The organism is Nonomuraea solani (assembly GCF_900108335.1).
Lineage (GTDB): Bacteria > Actinomycetota > Actinomycetes > Streptosporangiales > Streptosporangiaceae > Nonomuraea > Nonomuraea solani.
Genome location: NZ_FNVT01000002.1, coordinates 462,612 through 489,609, shown reverse-complemented (window position 1 = coordinate 489,609; position 26,998 = coordinate 462,612). Strand labels below are relative to the sequence as shown.

Genomic DNA, 26,998 nt, shown 5'->3' with positions numbered 1-26,998 from the left:
GCTCGTTGACCGTGTCGAACCTCTTGTCGATGTCGCCGAAGTGCTCGTTGACCGTGTCGAACCTCTTGTCGATGTCGCCGAAGTGCTCGTTGACCGTGTCGAACTTCCTGTCGATGTCGCCGAAGCGCTTGTCCACTTGGGTGAAGCGCTCGTTCATCGACGACTTGAGGCCGTCGAACTCTCTGTCGATCCGCGCGAAGCCCTTGTCCATCTTGCGGAGAATGTTCTGCCCGACGAGGTCCACGCGGTTGTGGAGCTCGTCGAAACGGTCGGTGATGCTGCTGCCAGGCACACCACTAACAGTAGTCTGCTCCAGTCGCGTGACCCTGGCTTCCAGGTCGAGACACTTCTCCTGGACGTCGAACATCGGTGTGCTCCTTTTGAGACGGAGGGAGGAAGAAGCCGCGCGGCACATCCGGAAAGCTACCCTCCGTACAAGATCGATCGCAGTCCGATGCGAAAGTCAGTCCTATTCGGCCCGGCGGAACTCCGCAACCCCGATCGCCAGCAGCACCGCCCCCAAAGCGGCCACCACCCCCAGTTCCAGCGGCACCGGCACCTGGAAGTCGAACCACCGCACCCCCGGGTTGAGCACCGCGTTGACCTGGGCGGGCACGTCGAGGTGGGAGAAGACGGCCTGCCGCATCGGGTCCACCGCGTACGTCATCGGGTTGATCACGGTCAGCGCGTGCAGCCACGACGGCAGGTTGGCCAGCGGGAACATCGCCCCCGACAGGAACATCATCGGCATGATCGCCATCTGCATCAGCCCGAAGAACGTCTGCATGTTCTTCATCCGCGCGGCCAGCATCACCCCGAAGGCCGTGATCGTGAACGCCGCCAGGAACATCTCCCCCAGCAGCGTGAGCATCAGCGAGGGCGAGTACGGCACCCCCACCAGCCCCGCCATGGCGAGGATGACGACGCCCTGACCGGTGGCCACGATGGCCCCGCCCAGGCACTTGCCGACCACGATCGCCCCCCGTGAGACGGGCGCGACCAGCATCTCGCGCAGGAACCCGAACTCGCGGTCCCACACGATGGATCCGGCCGAGAACATACCGGTCATGATCACGGTCATGGAGATCATGCCGGGATACATGAACGTCCGGTAGTCGACCCCCGGGATCGAGCCCTGCACCAGCGACCCCAGCCCCGTGCCCATGACGAACAGCCACAGCACCGGCTGCATGAGCATCGAGAGCATGCGCGTGCGGTCGTTGACGAACCGCAGCATCTCCCGGTGTAAAACGATCTTGACGGCCCGGAGGTCGTGCCCGGCACTGCGGGCCGGCACCCGGACGCTGATGGCCTCTGTCACCATGACTATCGCCTCGCCATCGCTCTCATCCACGTCATGTTGGCGTCGCCGGACTCGGCGTCGCGGATCGTGGACCCGGTGTAGGACATGAACACGTCGTCGAGGGACGGCCGTGAGACGCTCACCGCCTTGATCGGCATCCCGAGCTCCGCGAACAGCCGCGGCACGAACTCCTCGCCCGACGCCACCGCGAACGTCACCGCGCCCTCGTGCACGGCCGCCTCCAGCCCGAACCGCTCCTCCAGCGCCTTGATCGCCCCGGCGTCGTCGGCGGTGTGGATCTGTACGCGGTCCTTGCCGACGCTGGCCTTGAGCGCCTCGGGCGAGTCGATGACCACGATCTCGCCGTGGTCGATGATCGCGATCCGGTCGCAGTACTCGGCCTCGTCCATGTAGTGCGTCGTCATGAAGATGGTGATGTCCTCCATGCGCCGCAGTTGGTTGATGTACCCCCAGATGGCCGAGCGGGTCTGCGGGTCCAGGCCGACGGTGGGCTCGTCGAGGAACAGCACGCGCGGCGAGTGCAGCAGGCCGCGGGCGATCTCCAGCCGCCGCTTCATCCCGCCGGAGAACGTCATCACCTTGGCGTCCTTGCGGTCCCAGAGCGCGACCATCTCCATCACCTGCCGGATCCGGTCGCCGACCACGTTCTTCGGCACCCCGTACAGCTCGGCGTGGAAGCGCAGGTTCTGCTCGGCGCTCAGATAGCCGTCGAGGGTGGGGTCCTGGAAGACCAGGCCGATGTTCCTGCGCACCTCGTCGCGCTCCTTCACCACGTCGTGGCCCGCGACCTCGGCGCTGCCGCCGGTGGGGTTGACGAGGGTGCAGAGCATGCTGATGGTGGTGGTCTTGCCGGCGCCGTTCGGGCCGAGGAAGCCGAACACCTCGCCGGGATTCACCTCGAAGTCGACGCCTTTGACGGCCTCGACCTTTCCGTACGTCTTCTTCAGCCCCCGTACGGAGACCGCCGCGTCCGTGGCCATTCAGTCCTCCGCCAGTATCTGGAAAATGGACCTGCGCGTCTGCTTGATGAGCTTCTTGGCCTCTTCCATCTGCCGCTCGCCGCCCGTGTGGATCAGGTGGGAGAAGGCCTCGTTGAGCTGGGCCCACAGCAGGCGCAGTTCGTGGTGCTCGTCGGGGACGGTGCGCGCGACCTCGACCCACGGCGCGTCGTCCGCGTGCCTGGCCGCCTGGTCGCGGCCCTGTTCGGTCAGCCGGTACGTACGGCTCCCGCCCCCCTCGTCACCGGTCACCAGCCCCTCGTCCTCGAGCTGCTGCAGCGCCGGATAGACCGAGCCCGGGCTCGGCCGCCACACCCCGCGGCTGCGCTCTTCGATGTCCTGGATCATCTGGTAACCGTTCTGCGGCCGCTCGTGGAGCAGCGCCAGCAGGGCCGCCCTGACGTCGCCCCGGCGGATCCGCGGCGCGGGCGCCTCCATGTGCAGGACGGGAGGAGCGCCGGGAGGGAACGGGGGCGGCGGCGGGGGAGGAGCGTCCCAGAAGTCGGGATCACGCATGATGCCTCCAACTATCGAGATATCGTGACGATATATCTAGATAGTTTGCAGAGCAAGGCATATTTCAGACCGTGGCCGCGCCACGTGCGATGTTAGTGAGCCTTAACAGAGGCGGTGATCGCGGCCCGCGCCATGGCGCGCAGCAGCGGGCGCATGTCCTGCGCGGGCAGCTCGCCCGCGCTGTGCGGCGTCGAGTTGAGCAGCCCGAACACCGCGTGCGTGGCGGCCCTCAGGCGGGCGGCCGGGCAGGCCGGATGCAGCTCGGCCAGCACCGTCACCCATTCCTCGACGTAGAGCCGCTGCAGCCGCCTGATCTGCCGGCGCGCGGACTCGGGCACGTTGCCCAGCTCCCTGTCGTGCACGGTGATCAGCGCCGGCTGCTCGATCGCGAACGTGATCTGCACGTTGAGCAGCGCGTCCAGGGCCTCGTCAGGCCCGGTGGCGGAGGTGACGACGGCCACGGCCGACTCGCGCAGCCGCGAGCTGACGTCGAGCAGCATCTCCGACAGCAGCGCGTCCTTGCCGCTGAAGTGCCGGTAGAGCGCGGGGCCCGAGACGCCGACCGCGCCCCCGATGTCCTCGATCGAGACGCCGTGGAAGCCGCGCGCCGCGAACAGCCGGGCGGCCGCCTCCAGGATTTCGGCACGCCTGTTGCGCCGGGAGCGGGTAGGTGTGGTGGAGGCGGTGCTCACGTCTCACATACTAGACGATGACGTTAATGATGACTAACATCCGTGCCATGAGAGGGGACTCATGAGCAGCGACTGGCCGGTGCTGAAATCGGCCGCGGAACCCGCGGGCGAGGTGTTCAAGAGCAACGCCGAGCTGAACGAGCGGCTCGCCGCCGACCTGCTCGACCGCCTCGCGGCCGCCGCGCCGGGCGGGCCGGAGCGGGCGCGGCGGCGCCACGTCGAGCGCGGCAAGCTGCTGCCCCGCGACCGCGTGGACGGCCTGCTCGACCCGGGCTCCCGCTTCCTCGAACTGTCACCGCTGGCCGCGGGCGGTCTCTATGACGACCAGGCGCCGGCCGCGGGCATCATCACGGGCGTCGGCCGGGTGTCGGGCCGCGAATGCGTGATCGTGGCCAACGACGCCACCGTCAAGGGCGGCACGTACTACCCGATCACCGTCAAGAAACACCTGCGCGCGCAGGAGGTGGCCCTGCACAACCACCTGCCCTGCGTCTATCTCGTCGACTCCGGCGGCGCCTTCCTGCCCAGGCAGGACGAGGTGTTCCCCGACCGCGAGCACTTCGGCCGCATCTTCTACAACCAGGCCACGATGTCCGCGCGCGGCATCCCGCAGGTCGCCGCCGTGCTCGGCTCGTGCACGGCCGGCGGCGCCTACGTGCCCGCGATGAGCGACGAGGCGGTCATCGTACGCGGCCAGGGCACCATCTTCCTGGGCGGCCCGCCCCTGGTGAAGGCGGCCACCGGCGAGGAGGTCACGGCCGAGGAGCTGGGCGGCGGCGACCTGCACGCCCGCATCAGCGGCGTCACCGACCACCTGGCCGATGACGACGCGCACGCGCTGGCCATCGTCCGCGACATCGTCTCCACCCTGGCCCCGCGCGCGCCCCGCCCCTGGGACGTGATCGCGCCGGAGCCGCCCCGCCACGACCCCCGCGACCTCTACGGCATCGTCCCCGCCGACACCCGGCAGCCCTACGACGTGCGCGAGGTGATCGCCCGGATCGTCGACGGCTCGCGCTTCCTGGAGTTCAAGGCCGAATACGGCTCCACCCTCGTCACCGGTTTCGCCCACCTGCACGGCCACCCGGTGGGGATCGTGGCCAACAACGGCATCCTGTTCAGCGAGTCGGCCATGAAGGGCGCGCACTTCATCGAGCTGTGCGACCAGCGCCGCATCCCCCTGGTCTTCCTGCAGAACATCAGCGGCTTCATGGTCGGCAAGGCCTACGAGGCGGGCGGCATCGCCAAGCACGGGGCCAAGATGGTGACCGCCGTGTCGTGCGCGCGGGTGCCCAAGTTCACCGTGGTGATCGGGGGCTCGTTCGGGGCGGGGAACTACGCGATGGCCGGGCGGGCGTACTCGCCCAGGTTCCTGTGGATGTGGCCGAACGCCCGCATCTCGGTCATGGGCGGTGAACAGGCGGCGAACGTTCTCACCACCGTCGGCAACGCCGACCCCGACGCGATCCGGGCCCAATACGAGCACCAGGGCAACCCATACTACTCCACGGCCAGGCTCTGGGACGACGGCGTGATCGACCCGGTCGACACCCGTACGGTCCTGGGCCTGGCACTGTCCGCGGCGGCCAACGCCCCGCTCGAACCCGCCGGTTACGGCGTCTTCCGGATGTGACGCATGCTGTTCGACCGTGTTCTGATCGCCAACAGGGGTGAGATCGCCGTACGGATCGCGCGCACGCTGCGCGAACTCGGCATCACGTCCGTGGCCGTGCACACGCCGTCCGAAGCGGAGGCCAGGCACGTGCGGGAGGCGGACATCGCCCTCCAGGTCCCGAAATATCTGGACATCGAGGCGATCCTGGCGGCTGCCCGCGACAGCGGGGCGCAGGCGATCCATCCGGGTTACGGATTCCTCGCCGAGAACGCCGGCTTCGCCCGCCGATGCGCCGAGTCGGGCCTGGTCTTCGTCGGCCCGCCGCCGGAGGCCATCGACGCCATGGGCGACAAGATCCGCGCCAAGGCCACGGTGTCGGCCGCCGGCGTGCCCGTGGTGCCCGGCGGCGCCGAGCCCGATGACGCGCTGGCGCGGTGGCGCGACTTCCCCGCCCTGATCAAGCCGTCCGCGGGCGGCGGGGGCAAGGGCATGGTGCTCGTACGGTCGGCCGCCGAACTGCCCGAGGCACTGGAGTCCGCACGGCGTACGGCGCTGGCCGCGTTCGGGGACGGGACGCTGCTGATCGAGCGCTACGTCGAGAACCCGCGCCACATCGAGATCCAGGTCCTGGCCGACACCCACGGCAACGTCGTGCACCTGGGCGAGCGCGAGTGCAGCCTGCAGCGCAGGCACCAGAAGATCATCGAGGAGGCGCCGTCCCCCTTCGTGAGCCCGGAGACGCGCGCCCGCATGGGGGCGGCGGCGGTGGAGGCCGCCCGCGCGGTCGGCTACGTGGGCGCGGGCACCGTCGAGTTCATCGTGGACGGCTCCGGCGGGGCCTACCACTTCATGGAGATGAACACCCGCCTGCAGGTCGAGCACCCGGTCACCGAGCTGGTGACCGGCCTGGACCTGGTGGAGCTGCAACTGCGGGTGGCGGCGGGGGAGCGGCTGGCGTTCGGGCAGGACGACGTGCGCCTCGACGGCCACGCCGTGGAGGCCCGCGTCTACGCCGAGGACCCCGCGCGCGGCTTCCTCCCGACGGGCGGCCGGGTGCTGGCCCTGCGCGAACCCCAGGGGCCTGGCGTCCGGGTGGACTCCGGGCTGGCCGAGGGCGGCGTCGTGGGCAGCGAGTTCGACCCGATGCTGTCCAAGGTCGTCGTCTGGGCGCCCGACAGGCCGTCGGCGCTCAGGTCGCTCGGCCGGGCACTGGGCCGGACGGCGGTGCTCGGCGTGGTGACCAACATCCCGTTCCTGCGGGCGCTGGCCGCGCACCCGGCGGTCGTGGCGGGCGAACTGGACACGGGCCTGGTCGAGCGCGTCCTGCCCTACCTGGTGCCGGACACGGCCGTACCGGCGGAGGTGCTCTCGGCGGCGGCGCTGATCTTCCACGACGTCCCGCAGGGGGACGACCCGTGGCAGGTCACCGACGGGTGGCGGCTCGGGGAGCGGGCGTGGACGACGTGGCGGCTGGAGTCCAGGGACGGCGTGCACGCGGTCCGGGTCCGTGGCCTGCCCGGGGAGTCCGCCGAGGTCGAAGTGGACGGGGAAGCGGTGCCCGCGCGGCTCGGGGCCGACGGTGAGGTCACGATCGGCGGGCGTACCGAGCACTACCTGCGCGTACGCGACGGCGACACGCTCTGGCTCGGCCGCGACGGCGCGTCGTGGTCGTTCACCCGGCACCTGATCGGCGACCCGGGCGACCGTCCCGGCGCGGCGGCGGCCGGCGACGGCGTGGTCAGGAGTCCCATGCCCGGCACCGTCCTGGTGGTCAAGGCGCAGCCCGGCGATCGGGTGAGCGCGGGCCAGCCGCTGGTCATCGTCGAGGCCATGAAGATGGAGCACACGGTCACCGCCCCGCGCGACGGCGTGGTCACCGAGCTGCCCGCGCAGGCGGGCCGCCCGGTGGACATGGACGCCGTCCTGGCCGTGGTGATCGGTGAGGAGGCTTGATGCCGTACCCCATGGAAGGTCTTCCGCACCAGGTCACGATCTACGAGGTCGGCCCGCGCGACGGGCTGCAGAACGAGTCCTCGATCGTGCCCGTCGAGGTGAAGGCGGAGTTCATCGACCGGCTCGCGGACGCGGGGCACAAGGTGATCGAGGCGACCAGCTTCGTGCACCCGAGGTGGGTGCCGCAGCTCGCCGACGCCGACGAGCTGTTCGGCCGGCTGCACCGGAGGCCCGGCGTGCGCTATCCCGTCCTGGTGCCGAACCTGCGCGGGCTCGACCGGGCGCTCGACCTGGGGGTGGACGAGATCGCGATCTTCGCCAGCGCCACGGAGACGTTCGCGGCCAAGAACCTGAACCGGAGCCTGGAGAGCCAGTTCGACATGTTCGAGCCGGTCGTGGCCAGGGCGCTGGAGCACGGGATCAAGGTCAGGGCGTACGTGTCGATGTGCTTCGGCGACCCCTGGGAGGGCCCGACGCCGGTCGCGCAGGTGGTCAGGGTCGGGGAGCGGCTGCTCGGGCTCGGCTGCCACGAATTGTCGCTCGGCGACACCACCGGCGTCGGCACGCCGGGACACGTGACCGCCCTGATCGGCGCGTTCAGGCGGCCCGAACGGCTCGCCGTGCACTTCCACGACACCTACGGCCAGGCGCTGGGCAACACCCTGGCCGCGCTGCGGGCCGGCGTGACGACGGTCGACGCCTCCACCGGCGGCATCGGCGGCTGCCCCTACGCCGAGTCCGCCACGGGCAACCTCGCCACCGAGGACCTGGTCTGGATGCTCCAAGGGCTCGGCATCGAGACGGGGCTCGACCTGGGCAGGCTCGTGGCCACCAGCACCTGGCTGGCGGAGCTGCTCGGCCGGCCCAGCCCATCCCGTGTCGTACAGGCGCTTTCGAAAGGCTGACATGCTCAAGGACGAGTACGAAGAGCTGCGCAAAACGGTCGAATCCTTCGCCCGCGAGGTGGTCGCGCCGGTGATCGGCGACTTCTACGAGCGGGAGGAGTTCCCGTACGACATCGTGCGCCAGATGGGCGCGATGGGGCTGTTCGGGCTGCCGTTCCCGGAGGAGTACGGCGGCATGGGCGGCGACTACTTCGCCCTCTGCGTGGCGCTGGAGGAGCTGGCCCGCGTCGACTCCAGCGTGGCGATCACGCTGGAGGCGGCGGTGTCGCTGGGCGCGATGCCGATCTTCAGGTTCGGCGACGACGAGCAGCGCGCGACGTGGCTGCCCAGGCTGGCCTCGGGCGAGACGCTGGGCGCGTTCGGACTGACGGAGCCGGGCGGCGGCTCCGACGTGCCCGGCGGGATGCGCAGCACGGCCGTGCTCGACGGCGCCGAGTGGGTGATCAACGGGACGAAGGCGTTCATCACGAACTCCGGCACCGACATCACCGGCGTGATCGGCGTGGCCGCGCTCACCGGCGAACGGGAGATCTCCACGATCCTCGTGCCGAGCGGCACGCCCGGGTTCACGGTCTCGAAGAAGTACTCCAAGGTCGGCTGGAACGCCTCCGACACCCGCGAGCTGTCCTTCACCGACTGCCGCGTCCCCGCCGAGAACCTGCTGGGCGAGCGCGGCCGCGGCTACGCCCAGTTCCTGCAGACGCTCGACGAGGGCCGGATCGCGATCGCCGCCGTCAGCGTGGGGCTGGCGCAGGGCTGCGTGGACGAGAGCCTGCGTTACGTCAGGGACAGGAGGGCGTTCGGCCACCCGATCGGCCACTACCAGGCCATCCAGTTCAAGATCGCCGACATGGAGACCCGCGCCCACACCGCCCGCCTGGCCTACTACCACGCGGCCGAGAAGATGCTGGCCGGACTACCCTTCAAGAAGGAGGCGGCGATCGCCAAGCTGGTCGCCTCCAACGCGGCTATGGACAACTCGCGGGACGCGACCCAGGTCTTCGGCGGCTACGGTTTCATGAACGAGTTCCCCGTCGGCCGCTTCTACCGCGACGCCAAGATCCTGGAGATCGGCGAGGGCACCAGCGAGGTTCAGCGCATGCTCATCGCCAGGCAGCTCGGCCTGGGTGATCTGTGAGACGAGGTTTGCAAGTGGGAGGCGGGACGATCTAGTGTCATCTGTCATGACGGCTGACGATCTCCTGATCAGGAGGGCGGAGAAGGCGGACGCGGACGAGGTGTTCGCGCTGGCCCGTGAGTTCGGTCTGACCTTCAGGCCGGAGCGGGAGGCGTTCGACGCGGCGCTGCCCACGCTGCTGGCCAACGACGACGCCCTGCTGCTCGCGGCCGTCCTCGACGGCCGGGTCCACGGCTACCTGCTGGGGTTCGTGCACCTCACGCTGTTCGCCAACGGGCCGGTGGCCTGGGTGGAGGAGGCCATGGTGCAGACGGGCTCGCGCAGGCAGGGGATCGGGCGGTCGCTGCTGGAGGAGTTCGAGCGGTGGGCCCGCTCGCGCGAGGCGCGTTACGTGGCGATGGCGACCCGGCGGGCGCCGGAGTTCTACCACGCGCTCGGCTACGAGGCGTCGGCCACGTTCTTCCGCAAGGTGCTCCGCTAACGACTTGTGCGGAATGTCCCGATAAAGCCGGGTGCTGGATAATCCTGTCGGAGCAGGATGGCATCCTTGAGGCGTGAGTATCCACGCCGTGAGCCCCCTGTTCGTCGGGCGTGCCCGAGAGCTCGCCGCTCTTGGAGACGGGCTGGTCAAGGCGCGTGCCGGGGCATCGTCCACGCTGCTCGTCGGCGGTGAGGCCGGGGTCGGCAAGACACGGCTGATCAAGGAGTTCACCGGCCACCGGGCCGAGGACGCCCAGGTGCTCGTCGGCGGCTGCCTGGAGCTGGGCACGGAGGGCCTGCCGTTCGCGCCGTTCACCGCCGTGCTGCGCGGGCTCGTGCGCCGGCTGGGCCGCGACGGCGTCGCCGCGCTCGTGCCCGGCGGCAACACGCGCGGGCTGGCCCGGCTGTCGCCCGAGTTCGGCGAGCCCGACAAAGACGGGGCCGAGGCCAGGGCGCGGCTGTTCGAGCAGGTGCTCGGGCTGCTGGAGCGGCTGGCCGAAGAGCGTCCCGTGGTGCTGGTCATCGAGGACGCGCACTGGGCCGACCGATCCACCCGCGACCTGCTGTCCTTCCTCATCCGCTACCAGCGCACGGCGGCCCGCCTGCTGCTCGTGGTGACCTACCGGACCGATGAGCTGCACCGCACCCACCCGCTGCGGCCGCTCCTCGCCGAGCTGGGCCGGGTCGAGTGGGTGACCAGGGTCGAGCTGCGCAGGCTCACCCGCAGGGAGGCCGTCGCGCTGGCGGCGGGCATCCTGGAGCGCGAGCCGTCGCCCGCCGACATGGACCGCATCTACTCCCGCAGCGAGGGCAACCCGCTGTTCGTCGAGGCGCTGCTGAGCGAGGCGGGCGCCCACGAGTCGCTGCCCGAGTCGCTGCGCGACCTGCTGCTGGCCGGCGTCGAGCGGCTGCCCGACGAGACGCAGGAGCTGCTGCGCGTGGCCAGCGCCGGCGGCCAGCGCATCGAGCACGACCTGCTGACCGCCGTCGCGGGGCTCGGCGAGCACGAGCTGTCGCGCGCCCTGCGGCCCGCCGTGGCGGGCAACGTGCTGGTGGTCGACGGCGAGGGCTACGGCTTCCGGCACGCGCTCATCCGCGAGTCCCTCCACGACGATCTGCTGCCCGGCGAGCATGTCCGCCTGCACACCCGCTACGCCGAGGCCCTGGAGCGCGACCTGTCGATCCTGCCCGCCCCGCGCGGCGCGATCGAGCTGGCCCACCACTGGCACTCCGCCCACGACTCCACCTGGGCGCTCGTCAGCGCCTGGCACGCGGCCGCCGCCGCCCGCAAGTCGACCGCCTACGACGAGCAGCTCAGGATGTTGTCCCGGGTGCTCGAACTGTGGGACCAGGTGCCCGACGCGGCCGAGCGCATCGGCCACGACCGCATCGACGTGCTCAAGCAGACCGCCACGGTCGCCCACCTGGCCGGCGAATACGAGCGCGCCATCGCCATGGCCAGCGCCGCCCTGGCCGACCTCGACCACGACGCCGACCCGATCAGGTCGGCCATGGTGCTGCGCCAGCGCGGCCTGACCCGCTACGACCTGGGCCGCGACGGCTACCGCGACGACCTGCGGCTGGCCGCCGCGCTCGTCCCCGCCGACCAGCCGAGGCTGCGCGGTCAGGTGCTGGAGAGCCTGTCACGCATGCTCCACCGGCCGCAGGACTGGCAGGAGAAGATCGACACGGCCCGGCTCGCCATGGAGATCGGCCACGAGGTGGGCGACGCCAACGTCGAGGCCCACGCGCTGATCAACCTGACCTGGGCGCATTCGTGCTACGGCGATATGGAGGCGCGCCTTGCCGACTACGCGAAGGCCCGCCGCATCGCCGCCCGCGACGACGCCTACAACGCGGTGATGCGCTGCGCCATCTCGGAGTCCGACGCGCTGGAGGGCGCGGGCTGGCACGAGCGGGCCGCGCAGGTGGCCCGCGACGGCGTCGAGGAGGCCGTCCAATACGGGCTGGCCCGCACCTCGGGCACGTTCCTGGCGATCAACCTGGCCGAGCCGCTGGTGTCGCTCGGGCGCTGGGACGAGGCGCTCCAGGTGGTCGAGCACGCGCTCGACCTCGCGCCGCCCGCCCCCTACCGGGCGAGCCTGCAGGGGTTCGCCACGGACATCGCGCTCGCCCGGGGTCAGTTCGACCGGGCGGAGGCGTCGCTGGAGTCGTCGCGGAGCGTGCTGTCCAGGGGGACGTTCCGGGACCAGACGGTGCTGCCGCATCTGTGCAGGGAGGTGCGGCTGCTCTGGGTGCGGGGACAGTTGGAGGAGGCCGTGCGGGCGGTGGGGCGGGTGCTGGAGGAACAGGACCTGGTGATCAGCCCGCGCTATTCGTGGCCGTTGCTGATGACGTTCGCCCAGCTCTTCGGGGCCGTCCCGCCGTCCTCGCCGTCGGCGCCGCTCGCCGCCTCACTGCTGACGCGGCTCCGGGAGCTGGCGCCGGAGCTGGCGGTCGAGGGCGATCTGCAGCAGGCGCACCAGCTCACCTTCCGCGCCCTGACCGATGCCGATCACGTCAAGGATTGGGATCGGGCGGTGGGAGCGTGGGCGGCGCTGCGGCAGCCGTATACGGAGGCGAAGTGCCTGGTGGGGGCCGCGCAGGCGGCGCTCTCGTCCGGCGACCGGCAGGGGGCGGCGGCGCGGCTGGGGCGGGCGCGGGAACTGGCCGGCGGACTCGGGGCCACGCCGCTGCTGGAGCAGCTCGACGTTTTCGCGCGGCGGGCGCGACTCGGGGGCGCTTCCGAGGATGACGGGCAGCCGCTGGGGTTGACGGCTCGGGAGCTGGAGGTGCTGCGGGAGGTCACCAACGGGCGGAGCAACCGGGAGATCGCGGAGGAGCTGTTCATCTCGGTGAAGACGGTGAGCGTCCACGTCTCCAACATCCTCTCCAAACTCACCGTCGCCACCCGCGGCGAAGCCGCCGCCACCGCGCACCGACTCGGACTCTTCGACTGATCGGCCCTCTCAGAACGCCTTTCTTCTGTCATCACCGGCACCCGCGTCTCTCTGGACGGGGCTTTCCGTCTTCCATCCTTTACGGCGGGCCGGCGGCCTGCCGTACAAGATGGAAGCCTGTCCCAAGAGACGCTGCCCAGGTGAAAACGATCAGCCGGTGAGCTGCGCCTCGAGACGATAGCCGTCGACGGTTACGTAGACCTGGTCGCCGGGGCGGGCGTTCAGGCGCATCAGGACCGGTTGGAGGGAGTCGAAGACCGGTTGGTGGCCCTGCCAGACCAGGACGATGGCGTTGTCGCCCGGCCCCGTGACCGACAGCAGGGTGCCGGGGCGCATGCCGAGCTGGGCCGCATAGCCCTCCGGCACCGGCACAGGGCCGCCACGGAGGTGTTCCGGGGTGACCTCGATGCGCTGCCAGCGGCGCGGGTCCGAGGACGGGCTGGGCAGTGGCGGAGGCGGCGTGGACGGGGTGCCCGCCGCCAGGCCCGCCGGGATCATGGACGAGCGGCCGCCCGACAGCGCCGACAGCGTCGCCAGGGCGGCGGACGGGTCGATGGAGCCGGCCGTGGCCGCCGGGATGGGCTGGCCGCCGCGATGGTGATGGCCGTTGGCGCCCGGCGTGCGGCGGGGAAGGGGCAGGGCCGGGGAATCGGCCGCGGCCGCCTGGCCCTGGGCCTCCTCGCTGGGCAGGGCGTCGAACCACGCCTGCGCCGAGTGGGCGCGGATGCCCAGCTCGCCCATCAGCGCCACGACGTCGGCGTCGGGCGGGCTGGTGGCCAGGAGCTGCCGCGTACGGGCCTGGAGGCCGTGGATGTCGCCCACGACCAGCCAGCCGTCCTGGAGGCGGCGGTCGGGCATGAGCGTCACGAGTACCCGCCACAGCGGCGTGCGCAGCGACGGGACCGTCACGGGGTGGGCCGGGTCGGCGCCGATGAGCTGGTCCTCGGTGGCCGCCGCGCCGAGCCACTCGGTCAGCCGGAACATGTGGCCGGTGACGGGGGCGGACTCGGAGGAGCGCAGCCAGTGCAGTACGCGTTCCTCGGCGGTGCGCTGCGCGTGGGAGAGCGCGTCCCGCTCCACCAGCATCTTGTGGGCGAGCGTGCGCAGGCTGACCGGGTCCTCGGCGAACAGCCGGTGCACCGCCACCGCGAGCTCCAGCTTGTCCAGACTCCGGAACAGGTTGTCCACGACCCGGACCATCGCGTGGTCGGCGTCCGTGGGCGCGGGGCTGGACGGCGCCGCGCTGGGCACGGGCGTCGAGAACGCTGCAGGGGCGCCCTTGGCCGCCTCGGAGCCGGGGACGGGCGGGATCGAACCCGTGTGGGGACCGCCCGCGCCTGGAACAGGTGGGATTGAACCGGTGTGGGGACCGCCAGTGCCCGGGACGGCGGGGATCGAGCCGGTCTGGGGGCCGCCCGGCGCGGTGCCGGGGATGGCGGGCATGGAGCCGGTCTGCGGGCCGCCCGAGCCGGGGGCCGTGCCGTTCTGCGCGCCGCCGGGAACCGGCGGGATCGAGCCGGTGTGGGGACCACCTGAACTGGTGCCCGGGACTGCCGGGATGGAGCCGGTCTGGGGGCCGCCGGAGGGCTCCTGGCGGCTGGGCTGCGGGCCGCCGGGGCGCTGCGGGAGGCGTTCGGACTGGCCTGGGCCCGCCGAGCGCTGCTGGAGGCCCTCGCCCGCGAAGCTCTGGCGCGGGCCCTGGGCGGGGAACGAGCCCGTCTGACGCTGCGAGCCGCCTTCCGCGGGCGGAACGGCCGGGAAGGAACCGGTCTGACGCTGGGCGGTCGACTCCGGCGACTGGGCCGGGAACGAACCGGTCTGCCGCTGGTTCGGCGACTGCGCGGGGTTCGGGGCCTGTGCGGGGTTCGGCGACTGCGCCGGGTTCAGGGACTGTGCGGGGAAGGAGCCCGGCTGGCGCTGGGCGGACGACTCCGGCGACTGGGCCGGGAACGCACCCGTCTGGCGTTGTTCGGACTGCTGGCCCGGGGTGGTGCCCGCCGGGCGCTGGAACAGGCCCTCGCCCGGTTTCTGGGCGGGCACCGGGGGCGCCTCGGTGGTCGGGGCCGGGAACGGGGCGCCCAGGGCGGCGAAGGTGCCGGTCTGGGGCGCGGAGTCCGGCTGGGCCGGGAAGGAGCCCGTGCCTCGGGTGGAGATGCTCGCGGGCGTCGTGCCGCGCTGCAGGGGGCGGGTGACCTCGGGGTGGCCGGCCTGGACGGCGGCGGGTGCCTCGCGCTGGGCCGGGATGCGGCTCAGGATCTCGCGGAAGACGGAGTTGATCACCACTTCGGGCGTGGCCGACGGGGTGCCCAGGTCGCTGGGGGACAGACGGCGCAGCCGCTGCCAGCCGCCGAGCCCGGTGACCGCCGTGCGGGTGGCCTCGGACCAGCCGGGCAGCGCCGGATCGATGGCGTGCACCGCCAGCGCGGGCAGCAGGTCGGCCAGCGGCAGATGGTCCCAGCGGGAGGAGGCCAGCCGCGCCAGGCGCTCGCAGATCCAGTCGAGTCCCGCCGTGCCGAGCGCCTTGGACAGCGCCAGCGAGGACCACCACCCAGCGGGCAGGCGTGGATCACCCAGTGCCTCCGCCACTTGCTGCGGACGGCTCCAGCGCAGCGCAGGGACCAGGTCGCTCAGGCAGATCGATGACTCGACTTCCATCGGCGGACCTTATCCTCCCCAGTGAGCCGCGTGGTGCTGCCCGTGAAGCGTGTGGCTATTGGTGCAGCCTACGCGGCAAGCTATCAATCAGTGTGAATAGGGTAAAGACGGTTCAGATCCAAACCGTACCGTGGACGGCCGCCCACCTGGGCCACACATTCGGCACCAGCACGGCAACCTGCCTGCAAAGCGGCCTCTTCACTGACACCTTGCAAAGTCGCGGCGAGGTACCCGGCGGCGAACGCGTCACCGGCCCCCGTGGAGTCCACCACCTCGGCGGACAGTGCCCCCGACGACGCGACGACCTCGCCGTTCACGGCCGCCAGCGCCCCTTCGGCGCCCAGCTTCACGATCGCTGTGCCATATGTCTCACTCAGCCGCTCCGCCGCGTCCTCGGCCGTCGTGGTATCGGTGAGGAGAAGAGCCTCGTCGAGATTCGGAATGATCAGGTCGGCGGGCGCGGTCTCGCGGGTGAAACGTTCAACGCCGAAGTCGCGCAGCGGTTTCGTGGAGGCCGGATCGACGCTGATCGCGACGCCCGCGGCGGCCGCCTGCGCCATGGCGAGCCGGGCCAGGCGGAGCCCGGACTCGGCGAACAGGATGTATCCCGACAGATGCAGCCGCCGGACACCGTCGAGCAGGGCGGGATCCCAGTCGGCCTCCGAGATCAGGCCGCCGGCGCCGCGGTTGGTGAGCATGGAACGTTCGCCGCTCTTGTCCACCATCGCGATCACCACGGCCGTGGGACGCTCGGGATCCACCGTCATGTGCGGGCGCACGCCGGTCTTGACCAGTTCGGTGGTGTGCCACTCGCTGCTGTCGTATCCGAGCCTGGCCAGCAGGCGGACGTCGGCGCCCAGGCGGGCGGCCCAGGCGGCGGTGTTCGCGCCCGAGCCGCCGGGGCGCAGCACGATGTCGGCGGCCGTGTCGGTGCCCGACATGACCGGCGAACCGTGCAAGGCCACCACGTCGGTGACCACGTCACCGATGACGAGGAGGCCCCGGTCGGTCACGATCGGGCCCAGGAGACGGCGATCCGGGCCGCCAGGGCGGTGTTGCCGCGCACGGCGGCCAGGTTGGCCTCCAGGGACGCGCCGGCGGTGCCGTTCACCAGGTAGCCGAGCAGGAACGGGGTGATCGCCTGCCCCTTGACGCCCTCGCGCTCGGCCGCGGCCAGCGCCTCGGCCAGCACGCGGTCGTGCAGTTCGGGGTCGAGCTGCAGGTCCTCGGCGACCGGGTTCGCGACGATCAGCGCCGTCTCCTGGCCGCCCAGCGCGTCCTGTCCGCGCATGACGGCCGCGGCCTCGTCGGGCGACTCGATCCGCCAGTCGATCGGCTGGCCGGAGGAGTGCAGGTAGAAGCCGGGGAAGACGTCGGTACGGTAGCCGGCGACGCTCACGCCCCTGGTCTCCAGGCGCTGCAGGGTCGCGGGCACGTCGAGGATCGACTTCACGCCCGCGCAGACCACGGTGATGCGGGTACGGGCGAGTGTGTCGAGGTCGGCGGACTCGTCCTGGTCCTCGGCCCAGCCGCGATGCACACCGCCGAGCCCGCCGGTGGCGAAGACCCGGATCCCGGCGCGGGCGGCCAGGAACGAGGTGGCCGACACGGTGGTCGCGCCGCTCGCCTTCAGCGCCGCCGCCAGGGGCAGGTCGCGCTGGCCCAGCTTGCGCAGCCCGGACTCGGTGGCGACGCGCTCCAGCTCCACCTCGTTCAGGCCGATGCGGGGAACACCGTCCAGCACGGCGATCGTGGCCGGCACGGCGCCCGCGGCCCGGACGACTCCCTCCAGCTCACGCGCCACCTCCAGGTTGCGCGGCTGCGGCAGCCCGTGGGAGATGATCGTGGACTCCAGCGCCACCACGGGCGCGCCGGCGGCCAGGGCCTCGGCGACTTCGTCGGACGGCTGGAGAACGGAGTCGGTGGTGCTGCGCATGGTGGGTTTTGTGCTCCTTGGAGTGGTCCTGGCCTGCTTTGGGGGAACAGTGGTTTTCGCGAAATTTGTTCCGAACGGAGCAGGTTACGGCCCCTCGTCGTCAGCCGTCCACTTGAGGATCACACGAGAAGTGTCACGCCCGCCAGAGAGGTGACCGCGATGATCGCCGTGGCGAGCCCGCCGAGCAGCACGGCCCGGCCCCCCTGGAAGAGTTTACGCACGTCGATGCCGGTTCCCAGACCGAACAGGGCGGCGGCCATCAGAACGTTCGTGACGGCCGGCAGCGCGTCCGTCACCACCGCCGGAACCCAGCCGGCGCTGCGGACGGCGACCATCACGAGAAACGCGCCCACGAACAGCGGCACGACCGGGGGCCTGGCCGTGCGGCCGGAGGTTGTTGTGGGGACGGGGGCATCGGTCGTGTGGGCGTGGGCTTCGGTCGGTTGGGCGGAGGTTGTTGTGCGGGCGGGGGCTTCGGTCGTGTGGGCGGAGGTTCTTGACGTGTGGGGCGAGGGGGCGGGGCGGTGGCGGAGGAACGAGGTCAGGGCGACGATCGGGGCCAGGAGGACGACGCGGGCCAGTTTGACCGTCACGGCGGCGGCCAGGACGCCTGAGGCGGCGCCGATCGCGGCCACCTGGGCGACCTCGTGCACGGCGGCGCCGGTCCAGACGGCGAGCTGGGCCGGGGAGAGGTTCAGGAGCGTGGCCAGCAGGGGGACGAGGGGGATGGCGGCGGTGCCGTAAAGGACCACGACGCCCAGGGCGCTCGCGGCGTCGTCATCGTCGGCGGTGTCCGTGCTCTCACGCATGGCGGCGATGGCGGCGGCGCCGCAGATGGACACGCCTGTGGCGATGAGGAGTGACGTGCCCGGGCTGAGGCCCAGGCGGCGGCCGAGCGGGGGTGTGACGGTGAACGTGAGTCCGGTGGCGACGGTCACGATGGCCAGGGTCTGCCAGCCGAGCGCGAGCACCTGGGGCAGGGCGATCTGCAGTCCGAGCAGGGCGATCGCCACCCGCAGCACGCGCCGGGACACGAACGCCAGGCCCGGCTTGAACCGGTCGCCTATGCGGGTGAGGGTGGCCAGCGCGGCACCGGAGGCCACGGCGATGACGGCGGGGGTGAGCGCCGGGACCTGCCGGTTGACGACCAGAGCGACCACCACCGCCAGCGCGGCCATCGCGACCCCAGGCCCAACCCGCCGCAACGACCCCCAACCGGCCTGCCCCCGGTCTGCCAGCGCCCGGTCTGCCGGCCCTCGGTCGGCTTGTACCCGGTTTGCTGGCCCCCGGTCGGCGTGCGTCGGGTTTGCCGGCCCCCAACCGGCTTGTGCCCGGTTTGCCGGCGCTTGGTCGGCGTGTGCCCGGTTTGCTGGCCCCCGGTCGGCGTGCGTCCGGTCTGCTGGCCCTCGGTCGGCTTGTGCTGGATCGGCGTGCGCCTGGGGCTGTGGCCGCTTGGCATGTCGTTGGCCGGGCTGTGCTGAAGCGGAGTGCGGCTGCGCGGTGTCGAGGTGTGCTCGGTGGACCCGCACCTGGTCAGGGGGCGTTTGGTGCGGCTGCGCCGGATCGGGGTGGGTTCGGCCGGTGGGGTGGGACAGGGGGTTTGGGCGAGGGCCGGGGACGGTGGGGGAGCGGGGCGTGGGAGCGGTGGCTCCGGGGGCGTGGGGCCGCGGGGTGGCGGGCATGGTCTCAGTCTTCTGAGCGGTGGGAGCGGCCGGTAGCCACCGGTTGCCTGGGAGGTCATAGCCTGTGGCTATGAGTGGGCTGCCTGATCTCGATTCGTTGAAGCTGCTGGTGGACGTCGGCGAGCTGGGCAGCCTTGGGCAGGCGGCCAGGACGGCGGGCATCGCGCAGCCGTCCGCGAGCAAGCGGATCGTGCAGCTCGAACGCCGTCTCGGCGTGCCCCTCATCGAACGCACCCCCCGCGGCTCCACGCTCACCGCCGAGGGCAAGATGGTCGCCGGGTGGGCCGCCCACGTGCTCGCCGCCGCCGAGGAGCTCATGCGCGCCGTCCAGGCCGTGCGCCACAGCGGGGCGGCGCATCTGCGGGTGGCCTCCAGCATGACGGTGGCCGAGTACCTGGTGCCGCGGTGGCTCGGTGAGTTGCAGAACCGGGAGCCTGAGGTGCAGGTGGGGCTTGATGTGGTCAACTCCGCCGATGTCGCGGCCCGGGTGCTGGCGGAGGAGGTCGAGCTGGGGTTCGTTGAAGGGCCCAGCATGGCTGACGGGCTGGCCGGGCGCGTCGTGGGGACCGATCGGCTGGTGGTCGTGGTGGCGCCTGGGCATCCGTGGGCGCGGCGTCGTACGGCGCTGAGAGGGGCGGAGCTGGCCGCGACGCCGCTCGTGGTGCGCGAGCCCGGGTCGGGTACGCGCGAGACGCTGGACGTGGCCTTCAAGGACCTCCACCGGGCCAGCCCGCGACTGGAGCTGGGCTCGAACTCGGCGGTGAAGGGGGCCGCGCAGGCGGGGGCGGCGCCGGCGGTGCTGAGCGGGTACGCGGTCGAGGCCGATCTGGCCACCGGGCGGCTGGTCGAGGTGCCGTTGACGGGGCTCAACCTGGTCAGGAGCCTCAGGGCCGTGTGGCGCCGCGGCCGCCCCCTCACCGGCCCCGCCGCCACCCTCCTCACGATCGCCAGCCGCCCCTGAGCGCCTGCGAGCCGCGCTCTGCCTAATGATCGCCGGCCGTCCCCGGGGGTCTGCGGGTCGCTCTGTCTGGGGATCGCCAGCCGTTCCCGGCTGTTCCCGGCCGTCCGCGGGGGTCTGCGGGTCGCTTCGTCTGGTGGTTGCCGCTCGTCCCGGGACCCTGCGGGTTGCTCTGCCCGAGGATCGCCGGCCGCTCTGTTCATGATCGCCGGTCGGCGCCCGGGGTCGCCTGTCGGCTATTGCCAGGCGACCCTGAGGGAAATGTGCCCTGGTGTGCGTTGACGGGTGGTGTGGGGTGGGTCATATGGTGCGGGAATGGGTTCGTATGACGTGATCGTGGCCGGTGGTGGGCACAATGGGCTGGTCGCGGCCGCGTATCTGGCTCGGGCCGGGCGGCGGGTGCTGGTTCTGGAGCGGTACGGGCACGTGGGCGGGCTGGCCATCTCCGCCAGGGCGTTCCCCGGCGTGGACGTGCGCCTGTCGCGCTACTCCTACCTGGTCAGCCTGCTGCCCTCACAGATCGTCCGCGACCTGGGCCTCGACCTGGAGTTGCGAGGCCGCCGCTACGCCTCGTACACGCCCAAGGGCGACATCGGCCTGCTCGTCGACAACGAGGACACGGCGCGGACGGCGGCCTCGTTCAGGCGGGTAACGGGCGGCACGGACGATCACGAGGCGTGGGAACGCTTCTACGGCATGGTCGCCGGCGTGGCCAGGACCCTGGCCCCCACCCTGCTCGAACCCCTCAAGACCGAGGCCGAGGTCGAGCGGATGGTCGGCGCGGAGGCGTGGCGGGACCTGTTCGCGCGGCCGATCGGCGAGACCGTGGACGAGCGGTTCCGCGACGACACCGTGCGCGGCGTCGTCCTCACCGACGCCCTGATCGGCACGTTCGCCGACCCGGCGAGCGACCTGCTGACCAACCGGTGCTTCCTCTATCACGTGATCGGCGACGGCACCGGCGACTGGAATGTGCCCGTCGGCGGCATGGGCGCGGTCTCCGGCGCGCTGGAGGCGGCGGCCAGGCGGGCGGGTGCCGAGATCAGGACCGGGGCCGAGATCGTCGGGATCTCGCCGTCCGGGGAGGTCACGTTCGTGGCCGAGGACGGCGAGCACACGGTGAACGGCGGGCACGTGCTGGTCAACCTGCCGCCCGCCGTGCTGGACCGGGTGCTGGGCCGGCCCGAGACGGAGTCCGAGGGCGCGCAGTTGAAGGTCAACATGGTGCTCACGCGGCTGCCCAGGCTGAAGGACCCGGCGGTGGACCCCCGTGCGGCCTTCAGCGGGACGTTCCACATCAACGAGGGACGTGACCAGCTCGCCAGGGCGTATGAGCAGGCGGCGCGAGGGGAGATCCCGGAGCTGCCCCCGGCGGAGGTCTACTGCCATTCGCTGACCGACCCGTCCATTCTGGGGCCGGAGCTGCGCGGGCGGGCCGAGACGATGACGCTGTTCGGCCTCCACATGCCCGCCCGTCTTTTCCGGAAAAATCCGGATAAAGCCAGGAAGATGGCCCTCGACGCCACCTTCGCCTCCATCAACTCCGTCCTGGCGGAACCCATCGAGGACTGCCTGCTCAAGGCCCCCGACGGCACCCCATGCGTCGAGGCCAAAACCCCGGTGGACCTGGAAAGGGACGCCGGACTCCCCGGTGGTCACATTTTCCACGTCGACCTGAGCTGGCCGTACGCCGACGAAGGCGGATGGGGCGTCGAGACCGAGCACGAGCGCATTCTCATGTGCGGCGCGGGCGCCCGCAGAGGCGGCGGCGTCAGCGGCATCGGCGGGCACAACGCCGCCATGGCCGTCCTGACCAGATGAGACCGCATACGATGGGACATGGTGGTGATCATCACGAAACGCGGATGACCACGTTCATCACGTTCTCATGATGAGCCTCTAGCGTTTGTCATATGAGTGAGCTCGCACGGTTGCTGGTGGTCGACGACGAGCCCGCGTTGCGCGAGGCGCTGCAGTCGAGCCTGGAGTTCGAGGGCTACAAGGTCGTCACCGCCAACGACGGGCAGCAGGCTCTGGAGGCCGTCGCGAGCGAACCCTACGACGCGGTGCTCCTCGACGTCATGATGCCGCGCCTCGACGGCCTGACGGCGTGCCGCCGGCTGCGCGCGTCCGGCAACCACATCCCCGTCCTCATGCTCACCGCCCGCGACGCGGTCGGCGACCGGGTGTCGGGGCTCGACGCGGGGGCCGACGACTACCTGGTCAAGCCGTTCGAGCTGGACGAGCTGCTGGCCAGGGTGCGGGCGCTGCTGCGGCGCGGCGCGCTGAGCGCGGGCACGCCCGAGGGCGACACGCTGACGTACGGCGACCTGTGCATGGACCCGGCGACCCGGGAGGTCACGCGCGGCGATCGCCGGCTCGACCTGACCAGGACCGAATACCTGCTGATGGAGCTCTTCCTCGCGCACCCGCGCCAGGTGCTGACCAGGGACCAGATCCTGAGCGAGGTGTGGGGCTTCGACTTCGAGCCGACGTCCAACTCGCTCGACGTCTATGTGATGTACCTCCGGCGCAAGACCGAGGCCGGCGGCGAGCAGCGCGTGATCCACACCGTGCGCGGGGTGGGTTATGTGCTCCGGGCCACGCCATGAGTTCCAAGGGCCTGCGCGGCCTGGCGACGCGCGGCAGCCTGCGCACACGGCTGACCGTCCTGGTCACGCTGGCCGTGGCGCTGGCCATCGCGATGTGCATGGGCCTGGCGTACTGGTTCCTGGCGGACCGGCTCCGGGCCAACCTCGACGTGAGCCTCCTGGAGTCCGCGAAACAGGGCGACAAAACGTTCATGGAACGCAACTGCACGCCGGGCGGCACGCGGGGCCATTGGAACGAGGGCATGGCGACGCTGCTGTTCCCCGACGGCACCACCTGTTCGATCGGTTCTCCCATCGTGCCGGACCCGGTGAAGGACCTGCCGGCTCTGGATCCCTGTGAGCCGGTCTACCGCGACGGCATCACGCGCGACGGCAAACCGGTCCGTGTGGTGACGATCAACTTCAAACCGGGCATCGCGGTGCTGGAGGCCAGGTCGCTCGGGTACATCGAGCGCCCGGCACGCAGCGCCGCGCTCATGTTCGCCGGCATCGCCGCGTTGGGCGTGCTCGGCGCGGCCTGGGCCGGGCTCACCGTCTCGCGGGCCGCCCTGCGCCCCGTGGGTGACCTGACCAGGGCCGTCGAGCACATCGCGCACACCGAGGACCTCGGCGTCCGCATCCCCGTCACGGGCACCGACGAGATCGCCCGCCTGAGCGCCTCCTTCAACGCCATGACCGCCGCCCTGGCCGGCTCGCAGGAACGCCAGAAACAGCTCGTCGCCGACGCCGGCCACGAGTTGCGCACGCCCCTGACCACCCTGCGCACCAACATCGACCTGCTGCTCCGCAGCGAGCAGACCGGCCGCAGCATCGACCCGGGCGCCAAGGAACGCCTGCTGGTCAACGTGAAGGCCCAGTTCGCCGAGCTGACCGCGCTCGTCGCCGACCTGCTCCAGCTCGCCAGGGGCGACACCGACCGTGAGCCGCACGTCGAGCTGTCCTTCCACCAGGTGGTCACGGCCGCCGTGGAGCGCGCCAGGTTGCGCGGGGCCGAGGTCGTCACCGACCTCCAGCCCTGGTACGTCGTGGGCGCCGCCGCCTCGCTCGAACGCGCCGTGCTCAACCTCATCGACAACGCCGCCAAGTTCAGCCCCGGCGGCCAGGTCGAGGTGCGGCTGCGCGACGGCCGCCTCACCGTGCGCGACCACGGCCCCGGACTGCCCGAAGAAGAGCTGCCGCACGTCTTCGAGCGGTTCTGGCGCTCCCCATCGGCCCGTGGCATGCCCGGATCCGGGCTCGGCCTGGCGATCGTGGCCCAGGCCGTCGCCGAGGCGGATGGCGAGGTGCGGCTGGCGAACGCGCCGGGTGGTGGCGCGATCGCAACAATGGATCTACCGGGAACTCTCATTCGTCACTCAGAATCGGATAAGTCCCCTTAAAGACCCGGAACGTGAGCTGGCTGCATGGAGACAACAGCAGTAATGACCCGCCTGGTCGAGGTGGTCGTCCCGGTCTACAACGAGCAGCGGGCGTTGCGCGCCAGCATCACCCGGCTGCAGACCTACCTCACCGGGAACTTCCCGTACGGCTTCCGCATCACGATCGCCGACAACGCCAGCACCGACAACACCTGGCAGATCGCCACCGAACTGGGCGAGGAGCTGCCGAACGTCAGAGCCGTGCACCTGCCCGAGAAGGGGCGCGGCCGGGCGCTGCGCCGGGTCTGGTCGGAGAGCGAGGCCGACGTCGTCAGCTATATGGACGTGGACCTGTCCACCGACCTGGACGCGTTCCTGCCGCTGGTGGCGCCGCTGCTGTCGGGTCACAGCGACCTGGCCATCGGCACCCGCCTGGCCAGGGCGTCGCGGGTGGAGCGGGGGCCGAAGCGCGAGTTCATCTCCCGCTCGTACAACCTGCTGCTGCGCTTCGGCATGGGCGCCGGGTTCTCGGACGCGCAGTGCGGCTTCAAGGCAGTCCGTACGGAGATCGCCCAGGCCCTGTTGCCCGGTGTCGAAGACGAGGAGTGGTTCTTCGACACCGAGCTGCTGCTCCTGGCCGAACGCCACGGGCTGCGCATTCACGAGGTCCCCGTCGACTGGGTGGACGACCCCGACAGCCGGGTGGACATCGTCCAGACCGCGCTCGACGACCTGCGCGGCCTGGCGAGGGTGGCGCGCAAGACGCTGTCCGGCGCCGCCCGCATCCCCGTGCCCGCCCGGATCGAGCGGGCCGAGCTGCCGAAGGGGATGGCCAGGCAACTGCCGCGCTTCGCGATCGTGGGCGTGGTCAGCACGCTGGCGTACCTGGCGCTGTATTCGCTGCTGCGCCAGATCGTGCCGCCGCTGGCCGCCAACGCGGTCGCGCTGCTGGTCACGGCCGTGGCCAACACCGCCGCGAACCGCCGCTTCACGTTCGGGGTCAAGGGTCCGGAGGGGGCGATGCGGCACCAGCTCGAAGGGCTGATCGCGTTCCTCGTCGGGCTCGTGCTCACCTCCGGGAGCCTCGCGCTGCTGCCCGGCGGTGTCTCACACGGGGTCGAGCTCGTCGCGGTCATCCTCGCGAACGCCGCCGCCACGCTCGTCCGCTTCCTGCTGCTGCGCGTGTGGGTCTTCAACCCGAAGCGGGGTACCGCTCGATGACCACCCTCACCGAGGCGCGCCCCGGTCACCGGGCCGCCGGTGGGCGCAGCCTGCCCGTCCGCGTCCTCCTCGGCGCCGAGCAGGACCCGCGCTGGTCGCGGCCCGCCCTGTGGGCGGTGCTCGCCGTGGCCTTCGTCCTGTACGCGTGGGCACTGAGCGGCAACGCCAACGAGTACTACGCCGCCGCCATCCTCTCCGGCACCCAGAGCTGGAAGGCGTTCTTCTTCGGGGCCATCGACGCCGGCTCCTTCATCACCGTGGACAAGCCGCCGCTGGCGCTGTGGGTGATGGGGCTGTCCGCGCGGATCTTCGGCTACGGCACCTGGAGCATGCTGCTCCCGCAGGCCCTGGCCGGGGTCGCCGCCGTCGGCCTGGTCCACTCGGCCGTCCGCCGGGCCTTCCGGGACCGGGTGCTTCAGGGGCACGTGGCCGCGCTGGTCGCCGCCGTGGTCATGACGCTCACACCGATCACCGTGGCGATCAACCGGGACAACAACCCCGATACGGTGCTCGTGCTGCTGCTGGTGCTGGCGGCCTGGTTCTGCCTGGAGTCGCTGCGGACCGGGCGGCTGCGGCCGCTGCTGCTGGCGGCGTTCTTCGTCGGGCTCGGGTTCAACGCCAAGATGTTGCAGGCGTACCTGGTGGTGCCGGCGTTCGGGCTGGCGTACCTGGCGTGCGCGGGGGTCCCGTGGCTCAAGCGGGTGTGGCACCTGCTGGCGGCCGGGGTGGTGCTGGTGGTGTCCAGCGCCTGGTGGATGGTCATCGTCGACCTGTGGCCCGCCGCCTCCCGGCCGTACATCGGCGGGTCCACCGACAACACCGTCTGGGACCTGGTGATCGGCTACAACGGGCTCGGGCGCGTCTTCGGGCAGGGCCGGGGCAACGGCGGCGGTGGCGGTGGCGGCGGCGGGTTCGGCGGGGAGTCGGGCGCCGGGCGGCTGTTCAACGACATCCTGGCCGGGCAGATCTCGTGGCTGCTGCCGTTCTGCGTGGTGACGCTGGCGTTCGCGGCGATCATGCGGGTGCGCCGCCTCGACTCCGGCGACGGGCCCTCGGGGGCTTCGTGGCTGGTGTGGGGTGGCTGGCTGGCCGTGCACTACGTGGTGTTCAGCTTCTCCAGCGGCACCTTCCACCCGTACTACACGACCGCCATGGCCCCGGCCGTGGCCGCGCTGTGCGGGATGGGCGTGGTGGTGATGTGGCGGGCGTACCGGCGGTCGCGGACGTGGGCCTGGGCGCTGCCGCTGGCCGTGGCCGCGACGGGGATCTGGTCGTTCGTGGTGCTGCGCCGTACGCCCGAGTGGGTGCCGTGGCTGGCCTGGGTCGTGCTCGGGGCGACCCTGGTGGCCGTGGTGGTGCTCGTCCTGGCCAGGGTACGAGCCCAGGTGGCGATCAAGGTGGCCGCGATCGCGCTGGCCGCCACGGTGGTCGCGGGCCTGGCCGGGCCGGCGGCGTACGCGGTGTCGCCGCTGGGTTCCCAGATCAACGGCACCAACCCGACGGCGGGCCCCTCCACCGGCCGCATGGGTGGCATGGGCGGTATGGGCCGGCCGGGCGGCGGCCAGTTCCCAGGAGCCCAGCAGAACGGCCAGACCCAAGGTGATCAAGCGGGTCGCGGCACCCGTTCCGGCTTCATGGGCCGCGGCGGACCGGGCGGTGGCGTCAGCGACGCCATGAGCGAATACCTGGTGGCCAACCAGGGCAACGCCACCTGGCTGGCCGCGGTCGCCAGCGCTCAGCAGGCGTCCGGGCTCATCCTGTCCACCGGCAAGCCCGTGATCGCCATGGGCGGCTTCACCGGCAGCGACCCCGCCATGACCGTGGCCCGCCTCCAGTCGCTGATCGCATCGGGGCAACTCCGGTACGTCGTGTCCGGCCAGGAGGGCGGCGGCCCCGGCAGGGGCGACTCCCAGGTGACGAGCTGGGTCCAGGAGAACTGCACGGCGGTCGACGGCCAGGACGGCCTGTACGACTGCGCGACGTAGCCGGAGGCGG

The 26,998-nt window shown here is 71.5% G+C and carries 21 protein-coding genes; 12 read left to right on the top strand and 9 right to left on the bottom strand.

What is annotated here, in order from left to right; translation table 11 throughout:
* From C4V41_RS62810 to C4V41_RS07865, 5 genes are all read right to left on the bottom strand, one after another.
* The coding region (locus tag C4V41_RS62810) for a hypothetical protein (RefSeq protein ID WP_200823827.1) at window positions 1–367 on the bottom strand (367 nt) is incomplete at its 3' end.
* 102 nt (window positions 368–469) lie between these two features.
* Window positions 470–1,324, bottom strand: a complete 855-nt coding sequence (locus tag C4V41_RS07880; RefSeq protein WP_103955095.1) for an ABC transporter permease — start codon at window positions 1,322–1,324, stop codon at window positions 470–472.
* Window positions 1,325–1,326: 2 nt separating this feature from the next.
* Window positions 1,327–2,304: an ATP-binding cassette domain-containing protein gene (locus tag C4V41_RS07875; RefSeq protein ID WP_103955094.1), complete on the bottom strand. Its 978-nt coding sequence runs from the start codon at window positions 2,302–2,304 to the stop codon at window positions 1,327–1,329.
* On the bottom strand, window positions 2,305–2,838 hold the full coding sequence (locus tag C4V41_RS07870) for a PadR family transcriptional regulator (RefSeq protein WP_103955093.1): 534 nt from the start codon (window positions 2,836–2,838) through the stop codon (window positions 2,305–2,307).
* A 92-nt stretch (window positions 2,839–2,930) separates the two neighbouring features.
* Window positions 2,931–3,530, bottom strand: coding sequence for an SACE_7040 family transcriptional regulator (locus tag C4V41_RS07865; RefSeq protein ID WP_103955092.1), 600 nt, complete (start codon window positions 3,528–3,530; stop codon window positions 2,931–2,933).
* Window positions 3,531–3,591: 61 nt separating this feature from the next.
* On the opposite strand from C4V41_RS07865, the gene C4V41_RS07860 reads away from it, so the two are divergent.
* The 6 genes from C4V41_RS07860 (at window position 3,592) to C4V41_RS65795 (ending at window position 12,581) form a co-directional block, all read left to right on the top strand.
* Entirely contained in the window at window positions 3,592–5,163 is a 1,572-nt protein-coding gene (locus C4V41_RS07860; protein ID WP_103955091.1) for a carboxyl transferase domain-containing protein, read from the top strand.
* A 3-nt stretch (window positions 5,164–5,166) separates the two neighbouring features.
* Window positions 5,167–7,098, top strand: coding sequence for an ATP-binding protein (locus tag C4V41_RS07855; protein ID WP_200823826.1), 1,932 nt, complete (start codon window positions 5,167–5,169; stop codon window positions 7,096–7,098).
* A complete protein-coding gene (locus tag C4V41_RS07850; protein WP_103955090.1) occupies window positions 7,098–8,003 on the top strand; it encodes a hydroxymethylglutaryl-CoA lyase in 906 nt (301 codons plus the stop codon). Before C4V41_RS07855 ends, C4V41_RS07850 begins: the two co-directional genes overlap by 1 nt.
* Window position 8,004: 1 nt before the next feature.
* On the top strand, window positions 8,005–9,141 hold the full coding sequence (locus tag C4V41_RS07845) for an acyl-CoA dehydrogenase family protein (RefSeq protein WP_103955089.1): 1,137 nt from the start codon (window positions 8,005–8,007) through the stop codon (window positions 9,139–9,141).
* 46 nt (window positions 9,142–9,187) lie between these two features.
* The gene (locus C4V41_RS07840) at window positions 9,188–9,622 is read left to right on the top strand and encodes a GNAT family N-acetyltransferase (RefSeq protein ID WP_103955088.1); all 435 of its coding nucleotides are present in this window, start codon (window positions 9,188–9,190) and stop codon (window positions 9,620–9,622) included.
* 73 nt (window positions 9,623–9,695) lie between these two features.
* Window positions 9,696–12,581, top strand: a complete 2,886-nt coding sequence (locus tag C4V41_RS65795) for a helix-turn-helix transcriptional regulator (RefSeq protein ID WP_103955087.1) — start codon at window positions 9,696–9,698, stop codon at window positions 12,579–12,581.
* A 150-nt stretch (window positions 12,582–12,731) separates the two neighbouring features.
* Here C4V41_RS65795 and C4V41_RS07830 read toward each other — a convergent pair whose 3' ends face one another.
* The 4 genes from C4V41_RS07830 to C4V41_RS07815 form a co-directional block, all read right to left on the bottom strand.
* Window positions 12,732–15,236 (bottom strand): hypothetical protein, encoded by a 2,505-nt coding sequence (locus C4V41_RS07830; protein WP_103955086.1) that lies wholly within the window; start codon window positions 15,234–15,236, stop codon window positions 12,732–12,734.
* 83 nt (window positions 15,237–15,319) lie between these two features.
* Window positions 15,320–16,249 (bottom strand): carbohydrate kinase family protein, encoded by a 930-nt coding sequence (locus C4V41_RS07825; protein ID WP_103955085.1) that lies wholly within the window; start codon window positions 16,247–16,249, stop codon window positions 15,320–15,322.
* On the bottom strand, window positions 16,246–17,172 hold the full coding sequence (locus C4V41_RS07820; protein ID WP_103955084.1) for a pseudouridine-5'-phosphate glycosidase: 927 nt from the start codon (window positions 17,170–17,172) through the stop codon (window positions 16,246–16,248). Before C4V41_RS07820 ends, C4V41_RS07825 begins: the two co-directional genes overlap by 4 nt.
* A 119-nt stretch (window positions 17,173–17,291) precedes the next feature.
* Entirely contained in the window at window positions 17,292–18,350 is a 1,059-nt protein-coding gene (locus tag C4V41_RS07815) for a YeiH family protein (protein WP_103955083.1), read from the bottom strand.
* Window positions 18,351–18,924: 574 nt separating this feature from the next.
* On the opposite strand from C4V41_RS07815, the gene C4V41_RS07810 reads away from it, so the two are divergent.
* The 6 genes from C4V41_RS07810 (at window position 18,925) to C4V41_RS07785 (ending at window position 26,988) form a co-directional block, all read left to right on the top strand.
* A complete protein-coding gene (locus tag C4V41_RS07810) occupies window positions 18,925–19,815 on the top strand; it encodes a LysR family transcriptional regulator (protein ID WP_103955082.1) in 891 nt (296 codons plus the stop codon).
* A gap of 312 nt (window positions 19,816–20,127) precedes the next feature.
* Complete coding sequence (locus tag C4V41_RS07805) at window positions 20,128–21,633, top strand: phytoene desaturase family protein (protein WP_103955081.1); 1,506 nt, start codon at window positions 20,128–20,130, stop codon at window positions 21,631–21,633.
* A gap of 92 nt (window positions 21,634–21,725) precedes the next feature.
* On the top strand, window positions 21,726–22,424 hold the full coding sequence (locus C4V41_RS07800) for a response regulator transcription factor (RefSeq protein ID WP_103955080.1): 699 nt from the start codon (window positions 21,726–21,728) through the stop codon (window positions 22,422–22,424).
* Window positions 22,421–23,803: a sensor histidine kinase gene (locus tag C4V41_RS07795; RefSeq protein WP_103955079.1), complete on the top strand. Its 1,383-nt coding sequence runs from the start codon at window positions 22,421–22,423 to the stop codon at window positions 23,801–23,803. The genes C4V41_RS07800 and C4V41_RS07795 overlap by 4 nt, the downstream gene beginning before the upstream one ends.
* A 42-nt stretch (window positions 23,804–23,845) precedes the next feature.
* A complete protein-coding gene (locus tag C4V41_RS07790) occupies window positions 23,846–25,003 on the top strand; it encodes a bifunctional glycosyltransferase family 2/GtrA family protein (protein ID WP_200823825.1) in 1,158 nt (385 codons plus the stop codon).
* Window positions 25,000–26,988 carry an ArnT family glycosyltransferase gene (locus C4V41_RS07785; protein ID WP_103955077.1) on the top strand — a complete coding sequence of 663 codons (1,989 nt, stop codon included), beginning with the start codon at window positions 25,000–25,002 and terminating at the stop codon, window positions 26,986–26,988. Before C4V41_RS07790 ends, C4V41_RS07785 begins: the two co-directional genes overlap by 4 nt.
* Window positions 26,989–26,998: the final 10 nt, after the last annotated feature.

Excerpts from the sequence above, each read along its gene's own strand:
- C4V41_RS07800 (WP_103955080.1), top strand. The coding sequence starts at position 21,726 with ATGAGTGAGCTCGCACGGTTGCTGGTGGTCGACGACGAGCCCGCGTTG.
- C4V41_RS07870 (WP_103955093.1), bottom strand. The coding sequence starts at position 2,838 with ATGCGTGATCCCGACTTCTGGGACGCTCCTCCCCCGCCGCCGCCCCCG.
- C4V41_RS07850 (WP_103955090.1), top strand. The coding sequence starts at position 7,098 with ATGCCGTACCCCATGGAAGGTCTTCCGCACCAGGTCACGATCTACGAG.
- C4V41_RS07855 (WP_200823826.1), top strand. The coding sequence starts at position 5,167 with ATGCTGTTCGACCGTGTTCTGATCGCCAACAGGGGTGAGATCGCCGTA.
- C4V41_RS07840 (WP_103955088.1), top strand. The coding sequence starts at position 9,188 with ATGACGGCTGACGATCTCCTGATCAGGAGGGCGGAGAAGGCGGACGCG.
- C4V41_RS07785 (WP_103955077.1), top strand. The coding sequence starts at position 25,000 with ATGACCACCCTCACCGAGGCGCGCCCCGGTCACCGGGCCGCCGGTGGG.
- C4V41_RS07880 (WP_103955095.1), bottom strand. The coding sequence starts at position 1,324 with ATGGTGACAGAGGCCATCAGCGTCCGGGTGCCGGCCCGCAGTGCCGGG.
- C4V41_RS07820 (WP_103955084.1), bottom strand. The coding sequence starts at position 17,172 with ATGCGCAGCACCACCGACTCCGTTCTCCAGCCGTCCGACGAAGTCGCC.
- C4V41_RS07810 (WP_103955082.1), top strand. The coding sequence starts at position 18,925 with ATGAGTGGGCTGCCTGATCTCGATTCGTTGAAGCTGCTGGTGGACGTC.
- C4V41_RS07795 (WP_103955079.1), top strand. The coding sequence starts at position 22,421 with ATGAGTTCCAAGGGCCTGCGCGGCCTGGCGACGCGCGGCAGCCTGCGC.
- C4V41_RS07790 (WP_200823825.1), top strand. The coding sequence starts at position 23,846 with ATGACCCGCCTGGTCGAGGTGGTCGTCCCGGTCTACAACGAGCAGCGG.
- C4V41_RS07815 (WP_103955083.1), bottom strand. The coding sequence starts at position 18,350 with ATGGCCGCGCTGGCGGTGGTGGTCGCTCTGGTCGTCAACCGGCAGGTC.
- C4V41_RS07805 (WP_103955081.1), top strand. The coding sequence starts at position 20,128 with ATGGGTTCGTATGACGTGATCGTGGCCGGTGGTGGGCACAATGGGCTG.
- C4V41_RS07845 (WP_103955089.1), top strand. The coding sequence starts at position 8,005 with ATGCTCAAGGACGAGTACGAAGAGCTGCGCAAAACGGTCGAATCCTTC.
- C4V41_RS07830 (WP_103955086.1), bottom strand. The coding sequence starts at position 15,236 with ATGGAAGTCGAGTCATCGATCTGCCTGAGCGACCTGGTCCCTGCGCTG.
- C4V41_RS07875 (WP_103955094.1), bottom strand. The coding sequence starts at position 2,304 with ATGGCCACGGACGCGGCGGTCTCCGTACGGGGGCTGAAGAAGACGTAC.
- C4V41_RS07860 (WP_103955091.1), top strand. The coding sequence starts at position 3,592 with ATGAGCAGCGACTGGCCGGTGCTGAAATCGGCCGCGGAACCCGCGGGC.